General features: G+C 69.6%; 15 protein-coding genes. 6 read left to right on the top strand and 9 right to left on the bottom strand.

Translation table 11 applies throughout. From position 1 onward, the window contains the following. Window positions 1-167: 167 nt before the first annotated feature. Both ACESMY_RS02620 and ACESMY_RS02615 read left to right on the top strand, forming a co-directional pair. On the top strand, window positions 168-2,153 hold the full coding sequence (locus tag ACESMY_RS02620) for a transglycosylase domain-containing protein (protein ID WP_372781869.1): 1,986 nt from the start codon (window positions 168-170) through the stop codon (window positions 2,151-2,153). A 2-nt stretch (window positions 2,154-2,155) separates the two neighbouring features. After that, window positions 2,156-2,554 (top strand): VOC family protein, encoded by a 399-nt coding sequence (locus ACESMY_RS02615; RefSeq protein ID WP_372781867.1) that lies wholly within the window; start codon window positions 2,156-2,158, stop codon window positions 2,552-2,554. Between the two features lie 4 nt (window positions 2,555-2,558). Here the strand turns inward: ACESMY_RS02615 and ACESMY_RS02610 are convergent, their stop codons facing one another. The 3 genes from ACESMY_RS02610 to ACESMY_RS02600 all read right to left on the bottom strand — a co-directional run bounded on the left by ACESMY_RS02610 (window position 2,559) and on the right by ACESMY_RS02600 (window position 5,321). Then, window positions 2,559-3,296 carry a M48 family metallopeptidase gene (locus ACESMY_RS02610; RefSeq protein WP_372781865.1) on the bottom strand — a complete coding sequence of 246 codons (738 nt, stop codon included), beginning with the start codon at window positions 3,294-3,296 and terminating at the stop codon, window positions 2,559-2,561. A gap of 11 nt (window positions 3,297-3,307) precedes the next feature. Further along, window positions 3,308-4,606 carry a polyhydroxyalkanoate depolymerase gene (locus ACESMY_RS02605; protein ID WP_372781863.1) on the bottom strand — a complete coding sequence of 433 codons (1,299 nt, stop codon included), beginning with the start codon at window positions 4,604-4,606 and terminating at the stop codon, window positions 3,308-3,310. 103 nt (window positions 4,607-4,709) lie between these two features. Next, window positions 4,710-5,321 (bottom strand): SCO family protein, encoded by a 612-nt coding sequence (locus ACESMY_RS02600; protein WP_372781861.1) that lies wholly within the window; start codon window positions 5,319-5,321, stop codon window positions 4,710-4,712. Between the two features lie 62 nt (window positions 5,322-5,383). Between ACESMY_RS02600 and ACESMY_RS02595 the strand changes: the two genes are divergently transcribed. Next, the gene (locus ACESMY_RS02595; protein ID WP_372781859.1) at window positions 5,384-6,796 is read left to right on the top strand and encodes an ActS/PrrB/RegB family redox-sensitive histidine kinase; all 1,413 of its coding nucleotides are present in this window, start codon (window positions 5,384-5,386) and stop codon (window positions 6,794-6,796) included. An 81-nt stretch (window positions 6,797-6,877) separates the two neighbouring features. Then, window positions 6,878-7,435 carry an ActR/PrrA/RegA family redox response regulator transcription factor gene (locus tag ACESMY_RS02590; protein ID WP_372781857.1) on the top strand — a complete coding sequence of 186 codons (558 nt, stop codon included), beginning with the start codon at window positions 6,878-6,880 and terminating at the stop codon, window positions 7,433-7,435. On the opposite strand, the gene ACESMY_RS02585 is transcribed toward ACESMY_RS02590, so the two are convergent. Further along, window positions 7,432-7,803 carry a MarR family winged helix-turn-helix transcriptional regulator gene (locus ACESMY_RS02585; protein WP_372781855.1) on the bottom strand — a complete coding sequence of 124 codons (372 nt, stop codon included), beginning with the start codon at window positions 7,801-7,803 and terminating at the stop codon, window positions 7,432-7,434. The two genes, ACESMY_RS02590 and ACESMY_RS02585, sit on opposite strands and share 4 nt — an antisense overlap. A 5-nt stretch (window positions 7,804-7,808) precedes the next feature. Then, window positions 7,809-8,120, bottom strand: a complete 312-nt coding sequence (locus ACESMY_RS02580; protein ID WP_372781853.1) for a hypothetical protein — start codon at window positions 8,118-8,120, stop codon at window positions 7,809-7,811. 185 nt (window positions 8,121-8,305) lie between these two features. Here ACESMY_RS02580 and ACESMY_RS02575 point away from each other — a divergent pair, with 185 nt between their 5' ends. Together ACESMY_RS02575 and ACESMY_RS02570 are read left to right on the top strand one after the other, a co-directional pair. Beyond that, complete coding sequence (locus tag ACESMY_RS02575; RefSeq protein ID WP_372782294.1) at window positions 8,306-9,403, top strand: sensor histidine kinase; 1,098 nt, start codon at window positions 8,306-8,308, stop codon at window positions 9,401-9,403. Further along, entirely contained in the window at window positions 9,403-10,221 is an 819-nt protein-coding gene (locus ACESMY_RS02570) for a LytR/AlgR family response regulator transcription factor (RefSeq protein WP_372781851.1), read from the top strand. The genes ACESMY_RS02575 and ACESMY_RS02570 overlap by 1 nt, the downstream gene beginning before the upstream one ends. On the opposite strand, the gene mmcB is transcribed toward ACESMY_RS02570, so the two are convergent. The 4 genes from mmcB to ACESMY_RS02550 form a co-directional block, all read right to left on the bottom strand. Beyond that, complete coding sequence (mmcB, locus tag ACESMY_RS02565) at window positions 10,200-10,640, bottom strand: DNA repair putative endonuclease MmcB (protein WP_372782292.1); 441 nt, start codon at window positions 10,638-10,640, stop codon at window positions 10,200-10,202. The genes ACESMY_RS02570 and mmcB overlap by 22 nt on opposite strands. A gap of 58 nt (window positions 10,641-10,698) precedes the next feature. Next, entirely contained in the window at window positions 10,699-11,232 is a 534-nt protein-coding gene (locus ACESMY_RS02560) for a lipocalin family protein (protein ID WP_372781849.1), read from the bottom strand. A 104-nt stretch (window positions 11,233-11,336) separates the two neighbouring features. Next, window positions 11,337-12,461, bottom strand: coding sequence for a ferritin-like domain-containing protein (locus tag ACESMY_RS02555; RefSeq protein WP_372781847.1), 1,125 nt, complete (start codon window positions 12,459-12,461; stop codon window positions 11,337-11,339). 166 nt (window positions 12,462-12,627) lie between these two features. Continuing rightward, window positions 12,628-13,395, bottom strand: a complete 768-nt coding sequence (locus ACESMY_RS02550) for an SDR family oxidoreductase (protein WP_372781845.1) — start codon at window positions 13,393-13,395, stop codon at window positions 12,628-12,630. Window positions 13,396-13,398: the final 3 nt, after the last annotated feature.

The following is a 13,398-nucleotide window of genomic DNA, read 5'->3' as shown; positions in this document are numbered from 1 at the left end:
GGGGAATGTGACCGAAGCTTGGCCTGTAAGGAAGCCTCGCGGAAGCCTTTTGGAGCGCCCGTAAACCCCGGCGTTCATATCTCGTCAATCTTGTCGCGTGCTTGTCTGCTGTGAGCTATGGGTCGCCCCGGGGTCGGGGGGCTCCAGGACGGTAGGACCACGATCAGATGGCTAAAGCGCCGCCGCCGCGCGACGAAGCCGGCGAGCCCCGACCGGGCCGCTCGCCCCTGCAGGCGCTGATCTACTGGACCCTGGTGCTGGGCGTCTGGGGGTTGATCTTCACGGTCGCCTTCTTCGCGGTGTTCTCCGTCGATCTGCCCGACACCTCCAAGCTCTATGAGGTCAAGCGCCAGCCCTCGGTCTCCTATCTCGACCGCTCCGGCGGGCTGGTGGCGGTGCGCGGCAGCCAGTACGCCCCGCCGGTCGACCTCGACAAGCTGCCGCCCTATGTGCCCAAGGCCTTCGTGGCCATCGAGGACCGCTGGTTCTACTGGCACTTCGGCTTCAACCCCTGGGGCATCGCCCGTAGCCAGATCTACGACTGGACGCACCGCGGCGGCGGCCCCTTGCGCGGCGGCTCGACGATCACCCAGCAGCTGGCGCGCAACCTCTTCCTGACGCCCAACCAGACCTACCGGCGCAAGGCCCAGGAGCTGATCCTCGCCGTCTGGCTGGAGGCCAAATTCTCCAAGAAGCAGATCCTCGAGCTCTATCTGAACCGGGTCTATTTCGGCGCCGGGGCCTACGGCATCGAGGCCGCCTCGCAGCGCTATTTCGGCAAGCCCGCCGCCCAGCTGAGCCTGGGCGAGAGCGCGCTGCTGGCCGGGCTGATGAAGGGCCCCTCGCGCTATTCGCCGGTGGCCGCCACCGACCGCGCCGCGCGCCGCGCCACGATTGTGCTCGACGAGATGGTCCGCATCCACGCCATCACCCCCCAGCAGCGCGACGAGGCCTTCGCCACCAAGGTCAGGGTCAATCCGGTGCTGGCCAACCAGCGGGCGCAGTACTTCACCGACTGGGTCGACGACCAGGTCCGCCAGCTGGTCGGCGAAACCACCGAGGACCTGGTGGTGGAGACCACGCTGGACCTGCCGCTGCAGGCCTCGGCCGAGCAGGCGGTGCAGACTGGCGTCGCGGCCGCCAAGGCCCAGGGCGTGCAGCAGGCGGCGCTGATCTCGCTCGACGGCGAGGGTCGCATCCGCGCCTATGTCGGCGGCATCAACTACCTGCAGAGCCAGTTCGACCGCGCCACCCAGGCGAGGCGCCAGGCCGGCTCCTCGTTCAAGCCCTTCGTCTACCTGACGGCCATGGAGGCCGGCCGCACCCCCGATACCCCGGTGGTCGACGAGCCGATCACCATCGGCAACTGGACGCCGCGCAACTACACCGGCCGCTACCTGGGCCCGATCACGCTCGAGATCGGCCTCAAGGAATCGATCAACACCGTGGCCGCGCGGCTGGCCAACGAGGTCGGGACCTCCAACGTGGCGGCGACCGCGCGGCGCCTGGGCATCACCTCGCCGATCCAGCTCGACCCTTCCATGGCGCTCGGCGCCGTCGAGGTCAGCCCGCTGGAGATGGCCCAGGCCTATGCGCCGTTCTCCAATGGCGGGGTGTTCGCCAAGGGCTACGGTATCGAGCGCATCCGCACCGCCACCGGCCGGGTGCTCTACGACCACGGGGTCGGCGGCGGCCAGCGGCGCGCGGTGATCGGCCAGCCGGCGCTCTCCTATATGATCCGCATGATGCGTCAGGTGATCGTCTCGGGCACCGGCACGCGGGCCAGCGTCAAGGGCTTCGACCTGGCCGGCAAAACCGGCACCACCAGCGATTACCGAGACGCCTGGTTCATCGGCTACACCGGCGGCTTCGTCACCGCCGTCTGGGTCGGCAAGGACGACAACACCCCCATGCGGAAGGTCACCGGCGGCGGCCCGCCGGCCGCGATCTGGCATGACTACATGACCCAGGCCCTGCCGCGCCTGAACGTCCAGCCGATCCCGGGCGCCGACTTCGCCCCGGCGCCGGAAGCGACCACCGACCCGCTGAGCGCGATCATCAACGGCGTCCAGGACCTGCTGCACGGCGACCATGAGGCCGAGCCCCCGCCGCCGCCGCAGGCCCAGCGATACCCGGAAGAAGCGCCGCACTAGCCATGACGCTGGCGGGCGCGACGCTTCGTGTGGCGCGGTCGACCGGCAGAATGGATGAGGTCACGGCCTTCTACGTGGACGGCCTTGCACTGGAGAGGCTCGCCGCGTTCGAGGATCACGCCGGCTTCGACGGCGTCGTGCTGGGCGCGCGCAACGCGCCCTACCATCTCGAATTCACCCGCCGGCGAGGTCGTCCCTCGAGGGCGGCGCCCGATCCGGAAACCCTGCTGGTCTTCTACCTGCCCGACGGGGCCGAATGGCGGGCCGCGGTGGAGAGATTGCGCGCCCTGGGGAGCAAGCCGGTCGCGTCGCACAATCCTTACTGGGACAGCTCCGGTCTGACCTTCGAAGATCCGGACGGCTTTCGCATCGTCCTGCAGAACGCCGCCTGGCCGCTCTGACGCCCTACCGTCCGAAGGCGTGGAGCCTTGCGCCCTCGGCGCGGAGCCAGGCGCGGTGGGGCTTGGCCTCGCCCACCAGGGCGCGGACATGAGCCCAGAACCGTGGGCTGTGGTTGAGCTCCAGGAGGTGGGCGCACTCGTGGGCCGCCACATAGTCGGCGACCGCGAAGGGCGCGAGCGCCAGGCGCCAGGAATAGCGGATCGAGGCCGGCCCGCCGCGCAGGCCCGGCCGGCAGGACCCCCAGCGCCCTTTGGCGTCGGCCACCGCCACCTGCGGCGGGGCGACGCCCAGCATGGCGGCGTAGGTCTCGCTGCGTTCGGTGAGCACGGCCAGCGCCCGCTTCTTCAGCATCAGGATCACGGCCCGGGCGTAGCCCTCGCCTTCACCCATGGCCGCGATGCGCGCCGGTTCGCCGCCGGAGGCCGGGGTCCACCGGGCCCGGCCGCTGCCGGCCTCCAGGCGCACCGGCTCGCCGAACACCTGAATGGTCATGCCGGGATGCACCGGGGTCGCGTCGGGCAGCTCGGCCATCCGCTCGGCGATCCAGACGGCGCGCTCGCGGGCGAAGGCCGCGGCCTCGGACAGGCGGCGCGGCGTCGGCGCGGTGGCGACGATCTCGCGGCGGGTGCGGTCGAGGCGGAGCGATACGCGGCGCGCGCGGCGATTGACCCGCAGGGTGACGGCCGCACCGGCGACTTCCAGCCGGTCGCCGTCGGCAGGGACGCGGCCGAAGAGACTCATTAACGGTGAAGCTAAGCGGCTTTGGTCCGCTTGGGGAGGGCGCTGTTCGCCGCAGTCCGCGCGAGCGCCAGTTCGGTCTCCCAGATCGTGCTGCGCACCCGCGGATAGATCTCGTCGCGGAACCGCGCGCCGTTGAAGACGCCGTAGTGGCCGACGCGGGGCTGGACGTAGTCCTGCTTCAGGGACTCCGGCAGGCCCGAACAGAGCGCGTGCGCGGCCTGGGTCTGGCCGATGCCGGAGATGTCGTCGTTCTCGCCCTCGACAGTGAGCAGCGCGATGTCGGTGATCAGGTCGGGCCGCACCAGCCGGCCGCGGTGCTCGAGCTCGCCCTTGGGCAGCAGGTAGCGCTGGAAGACCACATCGACCGTCTGGAGATAGAACTCCTCGGTCAGGTCGAGCACGGACAGGTACTCGTCGTAGAATTCCAGGTGCCGCTCGGCGCCGTCGCCATCGCCGTCCATCAGCTGGCGCAGGTAGCGCTGGTGCGCCTCCTGGTGCTTCTCGGCGTTCATCGACATGAAGCTCGCGAGCTGGACGAAGCCCGGATAGACGCGCCGGCCCATGCCCGGATAGGGCGGCGGCACGGTGTCGATCATGTGCGACTGGAACCAGGTGAAGGGGCGTTCCTCGGCCAGCTTGTTGGTGACCGTCGGCGACAGCCGCGCGTCGATCGGCGAGCCCATGAAGGTCATGGAGCCCGGCCGGCTCTCGTCGCCGTCCTCGGCCATCAGCGCCGCGGCGGCCAGAACCGGCGGACCCGGCTGGCAGACCGCCACCACGTGCGGCCGGGGGCCCAGCACCTGCAGCATCTGGCGGATGTGGTCGATGTAGTCGTGGAAGTCGAAGCGGCCCTCCATCACCGGCACGTCGCGGGCGTTGGTCCACTCGGTGATGTAGACTTCGTGGTCCTGCAGGAAGGCCTCGACCGTGCCGCGCAGCAGGGTGGCGTAGTGGCCGGACAGCGGGGCGGCGATCAGCACCGCCGGTTCGCGGGTGCGGCGCCCGGCGCGGCGCATGTCGGCCATGTCGCGGGCGAAGTGGGTGAGCTTGCACCAGGGGCTCGACCAGACTTCTTCGAGGCGGACCCGCACCACCTGGCCGTCGATCTCGACCGTGTCGATCCCCCAGGCCGGCTTGCCGTAGCGGCGCGTGAGGTTCGCGAACAGGTCGGCGTTGGCGTAGAGCCTGCGCCCAAGGTCGCTGTCGCGCGCCGGATTGAGCGGCGAGGACCAGAAGTCGCGCGTCAGCCTGGCGGCGGCCCGCAAGGGCGTCGAGGCGTAGAAACCGGCTTCATAGAGGGAGTACAGCATGCCCCGTCCTTTGTGCGCCGCAACATAACACCTGAACCGTTAACCGGGTCCATAGCCCTCTTTCAACGCCTGTCGCCCGCGAGGCGAAGGCGAGAGGCGGCTGTCAGCAGGACTGCGCGTGCGGGCCGCGCGCCATGGCCGCCTCGATCTTCTCCGTCATCGCCTTGGGGGTGTCGCCATAGGGGATGACGCAGACAAAACTGCCTGTGGGGCTCATCAGATAGGTAATGGTCGAGTGGTTGATCTGGTAGTCCGGGCCGTCGCCGGCCTTCTGGTAGAAGACGTGATAGGCCCCCGCGGCCCCGGCGACCTGCTGCGGCGTGCCGGTCAGGCCGATGCTGCGGCGCGGAAAGGCGCTGTTGGACAGGTAGTTGGCCATCACCTGGGGCGTATCCCGCCCCGGATCGACCGAGATGAACACTGTCTGGAAGTCGTCGGCCTTGGGGCCCAGCAGCTTCTCGGCCTGGCCGAGCGCCAGGAGCGTGGTCGGGCAGGCCTCCGGGCAATAGGTGAAGCCGAAAAAGACCGCGCTCCATTTGCGCTTCAGCAGGTCGGCGTCGACCTTGCGGCCGGTCTGGTCGACCAGCTGGAACGGCCCGCCGATGGCGGCGGTCTGGCTCTGCGTTCCCAGTATGCCGTGGCGGACCGCCAGGCCGGTGACGGCGGCGAAGGCCAGGGCCAGGATAGCCAGGATGATCCATACGGTCCGGCTCATAAGGCGTTCCTCTCGCTTTGGGGCTCGTCACGGCGCGGCAGGCGAGCGATCCTGCAAACGTCATGGCCAGACTGAGGACGCCCACCGCGCCTGCGACACAGCCCCGTCTCGATAGGACTGGGGCCGCCGACGCGCAAGGCGCGGCTCCCTCCGCGCGCGGCGAGGCCGGCGGCGGCGACGACTGGTCCGAGGGCGCGGTGCACCGCGGGCGCCTGCGGGTGCGGACCCTGGTCACCCTGCGCTGGCTGGTGGTGGTGGGCGAGGTCGCCCTGCTGCTGCTGGTCATGGGCCTGGGGTTCGACGTGCCCTACCCGCTGTGCTTCGCGGTGGTCGGCGCCGGCGCCTGGCTGAACCTCCTGACCGGCGTCGCCTCGCCCGGCCAGCGGATATTCGGCGATCGCGAGGCCACGATCCAGCTCGCCATCGACATCCTGCAGATGAGCGCGCTGCTGTTCCTCACCGGCGGGGCGTCGAACCCCTTCGTCCTGATGCTGATCGCGCCGGTGACCCTCGCCGCGGCCACCCTGCCGCTCCGCCCCGTCGTGGTGCTGTGCGCGATCGCGGCGCTGATCTCCGTCGCGCTGGCCTTCGTCGCCCTGCCTCTGCCGCAGCCGCCCGGCGCGATCTTCGCGGTCCCGCCGACCATCCGGATCGGCGCGGCGCTGGCCAATATCGCCGGCATCGCACTCACCGCCGGCTATGTGCGGCAGGCCGCCGTGGAGTCGGCGCGCATGGCGCTGGCGCTGGACGTCACCGAGGCGGTGCTGGCGCGCGAACAGCGGCTCTCGGCCCTGGGCGCGCTCGCCGCCGCCGCCGCCCACGAGCTCGGCACCCCGCTCGCCACCATCTCTATCGTCGCCAAGGAGCTCGCCCGCGAAGCGCCCACCGCAGCGGTGAAGGAGGACGCCGAGCTCCTGGTGTCCCAGGCCGAGCGCTGCCGCGATATCCTGCGCCGGCTCACCGAAACCCCAGACGCGGCCTCCGACGAGGTCCATGAGCGGCTGTCCCTGCGCCAGCTGGTGCAGGAGGTGATCGAGCCGCACGCCGCGGTGAAGGGCGTCCGCGTCGAGGCGATCGTCACCGGCGCAAAGGGGATGAAGACCCCGTACATCCGGCGGATGCCGGAAATCACCCATGCCTTCTCGTCGTTCGTGGAGAACGCCGTGGACTTCGCGGCCTCCGAGATCCTGGTCTCAGCGCGCTTTGACGCCGAGACGATTTCCATGGAGGTCCGCGACGACGGCAAGGGCTTCGCGCCGGAGGTGCTGGCCAAGCTCGGCGAGCCCTATGTGACCACCCGTCCGGGGGCTGAAGGTTCGCGCACCGGCCACATCGGCATGGGCCTGGGGTTCTTCATCGCCAAGACGCTGTTGGAACGAACAGGGGCGGTCGTGACGTTTCAGAACGGCAGACCGCGCGGCGCCGTCGTTGCGGCCCGCTGGCCGCGCGCGAAAATCGAGGCCAAGGTTTTGTGAGTTCCAGCTTGCCGACCTGTGAGGACGTGCGACAGGATGCCGCACACGTCAGAGTTTAGGGAGCCCTCCGGGGATCGCTGCATGACCGACCTTTCCGCCGACGTCGCCGCCCTGACCGATAAATCGTTGCTGGTGCTCGACGATGACGCACCGCTGCGCACGCGCCTCGGGCGGGCCCTCGAGCAGCGCGGCTTCGAGCCGACCCTGGTGGGCAGCGTCACGGAGGCCCTGGCCGCGGTGAAGAGCCACGCGCCGGCGTTCGCGGTCCTCGACATGCGCCTGGAGGACGGCACCGGCCTGAAGGTGGTGGAGGCGGTCCGCGACGCGCGTCCCGACGCCCGGATCATCATGTTGACCGGCTACGGCAACATCGCCACCGCCGTACAGGCCGTGAAGGCCGGCGCCGTGGACTATCTCTCGAAACCCGCCGACGCCGACGACGTGGCCCGCGCGCTTTTGGCCCGCGGCGACATGTCCCCCGCCCCGCCCGACAATCCGATGAGCGCCGACCGGGTCCGCTGGGAGCACATCCAGCGCATCTACGAGCTCTGCAACCACAACGTCTCGGAGACCGCGCGCCGGCTCAACATGCACCGCCGCACCCTGCAGCGGATCCTCGCCAAGCGCGCCCCGCGCTAGGCCGCGCGCGAGGTCCGGTCGGGGGCGATGGTCACCGACTGGCGGATGATCGCATCGAGGCGATCGCGGAGATCCCGGCCCTTCTCGGTGAGCTGGATGACGTGGCTGCGCCCGTCGTCGGGATTGAGGTAGGCCTCGAGCAGGCCGAGCGCCGGCGGCTGGGACCATTCGGAGCCCCGCGGCCCGAGCGCGCGCAGGCTGCGCGAGGCAGTCGACTGGGTCAGGCGGGCGACGGTCGCCACCTCCTGCACGGTCAGGCCCTCGTTCTCGGCGGCGTAGAGGAAGGCGATCACCTCGTTGACGCTGACCCTGGGATCCAGCGCCTTGAAGAGATGCAGGGCCTGCAGGACGGCGTTGCGGGCGCGCATCGACCTCAGGCCTCGCCGTAGCGGTCGAACGTGGCCGGCGCCCTGGGCGCCGCTCGGGTGAGCGCCAGCGCCTTGCGCTGCCGCCGTTCCCGCATGGCCAGCGTCGCGTCGGGATAGCTGTCCTTGATCAGCTTCAGCAGGGCCTCGAGGCGCTTCTGATGGTCCGCCGCCTCGACGAAGTCATCGACCGTGAGCTCGATGGAGATCTGTCCGCAAAGCTTCATGATCGCCCCCTGGCTGGTGCTTTTCACGAGCATCGGAGCGGCGACGCCGTCGATCACGCCGTATTCGATGAAGGCTGCAGTTTTCGAGGCCAAATGCAGTCAGTGCTGCAAGCGGCGCGATTTCCACGACGAGCAGCATCGCCCCCCACCGCATCTTGACCTAGTCTAGCGTCCCGACGCCGAAGGTCGCAGGCGCTCGCGGCAAACGCTGGCGACCTTCGAAGTCGACAAGGACGCTAGCAAGTATCGGCGCGAGGGGGAGCGGCCCTTTGGACACTGTGTTCGGCCAGCCCGACGCCCCCGCCGGGGCGGCGAAACGGCCGCTGATCGACCGATATCTGGTCGCCAATCTGATCCTGTGGGTCTTCACCTACCTCCTGATCTCCATGCGCTCGCTCGGCATGGGTACGCCGCTGCCCACGCTGATCGGCCTGGGCGCGCGCCGGGCCTTGGTCTGCGCGGTGGCCTTCGGGGTCTGCATGCTGTTCCAGCGCCTCCTGCTGCGCACCCGCGGCTGGCCCTGGCGCCGGCGCCTGGCGCTGGCGGCCGGCCTGTCGGCGGCGGGCGGGGCCTTCTACACCGGCTTCAACCAGCTGGTGTTCTACGTCCTGTTTCCGGTCTGGACCGAGAAGACCTCGCAATGGGACATCGTCTACGGCCTGATGCTGAACTTCTCGGTGCTGGTCTGGTCGTTCATCGTCTGGTCCGCCATCGTCTTCGCGCTCAGCTACGACGAGGAGGTCCGCGAGCAGAACCTGCGGCTCATCGAGGCTCACGCCCTGGCGGCGGAGAGCCAGAACCAGATGCTCCGCTACCAGATCAACCCGCATTTCCTGTTCAACACCTTGAACGCGCTGTCCTCCCTGATCCTGCAGAAGGACTTCGACCGCGCCGAGCGCATGGTGCTGTCGCTCTCCAACTTCCTGCGCGCCTCGCTGGAAAAGGCGCCCGGCGACAAGATCACCCTCGCCGACGAGCTGACCGCCCAGCGACAGTACCTGGCCATCGAGCAGGAGCGCTTCGGCGACCGGCTGCGGCTCACCGAGACCGCGCCGGCGGAGGTCAGGGACGCGCTCGTGCCCGGCCTGATCCTGCAGCCCCTGATCGAGAACGCGGTGAAGTACGGCGTTGCGCGCACGACGCGGCCGGTGGTCGTCGAGATCATCGCCGAGGCGCGGGACGGCCGGCTCCGGCTGACCGTGCAGGATGACGCGGTCGCCGATATCGCCGACGCCCCCGTCACCCTGGGCGTCGGCCTCAGCAACGTGCGCCGCCGCCTGGCGGTGCTCTATGGCGAGGCCGGCGTGCTGACCTGCGGCCCGCGGGCCGGGGGCGGCTTCGCGGCCACCGTCGAGCTGCCGCTGGAGCGCCGCTGATGGCCCTGCTGCGGGTGCTGATCGTCGACGACGAGCCGCTCGCCCGTCGGCGGCTGGAGATCCTGCTCCGGGATCAGGCCGAGGTCGAGCTGGTGGGCGCCGCGCCCGACGGCGTGGCGGCCCGGCGGATGATCGCCGAGCTCTCCCCCGACGTCGTGTTGCTGGACATCAAGATGCCGGGCCTGACCGGCCTCGAACTGCTCGACGCGCTCGGCGAGGCCGCGCCCATCGTGATCTTCGTCACCGCCTTCGACCGCTTCGCGCTGGACGCCTTCGAGCGCGCGGCCTTCGACTATCTGCTGAAGCCGGTGGAGCCGGCCCGGCTCACCGCCTCCCTGGCCCGCGCCCGCGAGGCCCTGGCGGAACGCGCCGCGGCCGAGCGGGTGCAGGAGCTGGAGGAGATCCTGCGCAACCTGCGCAGCGGTCCCGCGACGGCGCCCCAGGCCGGCGCTCCAAATGGAGCGTACGACCGCGACATCTGGATTCAGGAGCGCGGCGGCCGTATCAACCTGCCGGTGGCGGCGATCGACTGGGTGGCGGCGGAGCGCGACTATGTCCGCATCCACACCGGGGCCCGCAGCTTCCTGGTCCGCCAGTCGATCGGGGCGCTGGCCGCGCGGCTCGACCCGGCGCTGTTCGTTCGCGTGCACCGTTCGAGCCTGGTGCGCTGCGACCGCATCGTGCGCGTGCGCCACGCCGCCGGCCGCGGCTCCGTGGTGCTCTCCACCGGCGCCGAAATCCCCGTCTCCCGCCGCCACATGGGCGCGCTGAAGGCGATGACAAAGAACGCCCCGGCCTACTCCAACGCCACCGCCTGAACGCCCGCCGCCCTGAGCGCGGCCAGGCGGCCGAAGGCGAGGGTCAGCGCCTTGCGCCGCGCGCCGGCCAGCCGGGCCACCGGCGCCTCGCGCAGCACCGCCCCGCCGAAGCCGTCGGCGACGATCAGCCCCGGCTCTTCGGGCAGGATCTCGCGCGGGAATTCCGGCCCCACGGCGAAGGCGAAGGCGTCGCAATAGGGCTGGTACTCATGCCACTTCAGGTCGGTGCGGAAGTCCTCGAGGCTGGACTTCACCTCGACGATGAAGATCTCGCCGCGCGGCCCAAGCGCCATCAGGTCGGCACGACGTCCATTCGGCAGGGTCACCTCGGCCAGAGGCGCATAGCCGAGCGCGGTCAAGAGCCGCCCTGCCCCACGGGTGACGGCGGCCGTGGTTTCCGGCCGCGAGACGGTGACGATGGTGACGGTGGCGTCCACGGAGCCCAGATTGTTCCGGCTTCGTTCCGGACGCAAGGCCTCAACTGCGCGGCGGCAGCGGGAATTCCAGGCGGGCGGTGTCGAAGCCCAGCTGCTTGATGCGCGCCACCGCCTCGGTCTTGATGGCGGCCGGCAGGGTCGGCTTCTGCGACATCAGCCACAGGTAGCGGCCGTCGTGGGTCGAGAGGATCAGCCAGCCCTCGTCGCTGCGCTGGTCCAGCACCCAGTACTCCTGGGACACCAGCCCGCCGAAGAAGCTCATCTTGAACTTGGCGTTGGAGACCGGGTCGATGGCGCGGGCCCTGGCCTTCCATTCCGCGAGCGGCCCGTCGGGCGTGCCCCGGTGACAGGCCTGGACCACCGAGAAGCCGTCGCCGTTGCGCGTCCAGTCCGAGGTGCCCGCCTGGCACCCGCGCTGGGTCATGTTCGGCAGGCGCGCGACCTCGTACCAGCGGCCCATCATCTTGGTCAGTTCGACGTGCGGCACCGGCTGCGGCATCGCCTGGGCGCCCACGGCTTGCGCGGCGACGAAGGCGGCGGCGGCCGCCAGGATCACGGTCAGGCGTTTCAGCATCGGCCGGTGGATATCTTCAGGCTGTGACAATCGAAACGCCCGCGGAGGGTCCGCGGGCGCCGCATAAAGACGCAATACAACCATGCCCTTTTCGAGGCGGGCCGTCACTCCGCCGCGATTGTTACAGGCCGCGCCCGGTCCTTGAAGTTGATCGCCTGCAGGTAACGGATGCCGTCCTCGGCGATGTCATCGCCGACCGTGCGGTCGCCCTCCGCCGCCAGCTCGTCCATGTCGACGTACATAGCGTAGAAGCCGCGCGTCCGCTCGGTGATCAGGCGGGCCTGCAGCAGCGTCTTGATGAGCACGCGGAAGACGTTGGTCTCGCCCTTGAACTTGCGCGTCGGATCGCGCTCCTTCCGCCGCTGCACGATGTCGGCGATCACCCGCTCGGGGTCGAGATCGAACATGCCGTAGATCTCGGCCATCTGCCTGGGGTCGCCGCGGTCGAACAGCAGGTTCTGGGCGCAGTGGGCGGTCCAGTCCTCCACCAGATTGCGCTCGGATTCGGTGAGGTGCGGGATCGTCCGGTCGGCCCAGATTTTCCCGAACTTGTGGTGAAAGGCCTCGTCGGTCATCACCAGTTGGAACAGCCTCTTGGCCACCGGGTCGCGATTGTTGCGGTAGCCGTTGGCGAAGGCGCCCATGGCGAGGCCCTCGACCAGCATCTGCATGCCGACGATCTTCTTGTAGACCTCCGGCGCCTCGATGATCTCCACCAGAAGCGACTTCAGCGCCGCGCCACACTCGGTCGGCCGGCCCCAGCGCGACTTGATGTATTTGGCGAAGGCGGTGACGTGGCGGGCCTCCTCGCGGGTCTGGTTGGCGGCATATTCCTGGGCGCCCTGGTCGTAGAGCACGTGGCACAGGCTGGCCGACAGGTTCAGCGCGCCTTGCTCGCCGTGCAGGATCGAGGAGAAGCCGCGCAGCTGCATGTAGTTGATGAAGGCGATGCGCTGCTTGGGATCCTTCAGGGTCTCGGCCACATAGGGCAGGCGCAGCAGCGGCTGTTGCTCCTCCGGAACCATGGCCTCGTTCTCGAGGTCGAAGGGCTCGTCGAAGTCGATGTATTTCTTGTCCAGCGGATCCCAGAAGTGCTCGTGGGTGGCGCTGATGATCTTGTCGAAGGCCGTGGAGCGCTCGCCATAGCGGTCGAGCGTCAGCATGGACTCGAAGTCGTCGGGCGCCACGGCGCCGTACATGGCGTCCTTGGTGATGTTGCCGTCGGCCATCGTCTGCTCCCGAAACCGGCCCGTCCGAGGCGGACCTGATCAGCGTTCAGGAGCCAGGATCGCCCCGGGCGGGCCCGCCGTCAAAGGAAAGCGCCGGCGGCATCTTCTTCCGGGACTGGCGCGCCGGCGTGCAGGACGTCGGCTGATCCGAGGCCGGCGGCCGACATCAAGCCATCGCGCGGTCAGTCGGTTGCAGGGTCTGGCGCAGCCAGTCCTCGAACCGCAACGCGCCGATGCGAGCGTCGCCGCCGGGAAGCAGCGACTGGTCGGTCAGTTCCGCGCCGAAATAGAGGGCGCGCGGATCTGAGATGATCCGCCGGGGGTCTTCGTAGGCGGTCAACACCTCCATCGCGAGGTCGCAAAGGCGGAACCGCTCGGGTCCGGCCACCTCGACCGTCCCGTTCAACGGCCCGCCGGTGGCAAGGTCGGCGAGCAACGCGGCGACATCGATGCGCGAGATCGGCTGCGACAGCGCGGGCGCGATCGGCACATCGTCCGCCTCGCCGTTCTGCACGACGCCGGCGATGAACTCGAAGAACTGGGTGGAGCGCAGGATGCTGTAGGGAAGTCCCGAAGCCTTGATCAGGTCTTCCTGGATCTTCTTGGCGCGGAAGTAGCCGCTCGCCTGCAGGCGGTCGGCGCCGACGATCGACAGGGCGATGTGGTGCTGCACGCCGGCGGCCTTTCCGGCCGCCAACAGCCTGCGGCCCGAGGCCTCGAAGAACCGCAGCGCCGCCGCCCCATCCGGCGAGGGCGAGTTCGACACGTCCACCACGGCCGTTGCGTCGCGGAGGGCCTGATCGAGCCCCTCGCCGGTGATCGTGTTCACGCCCCGGGAGGGTGAGGCCTCCACGACCGTGACGTCGTCGCGCCGCAGCGCATGGACGAGCTTTTCGCCGGTGCGGCCGGTGGCGCCGATGACAACGATCTTCATGTG

It is taken from the genome of Phenylobacterium sp., assembly GCF_041691455.1.
Taxonomy (GTDB): Bacteria; Pseudomonadota; Alphaproteobacteria; order Caulobacterales; family Caulobacteraceae; genus Phenylobacterium.
The sequence above is the reverse complement of the archived record's forward strand: the minus strand, read 5'-3'. Positions and strand labels throughout refer to the sequence as shown.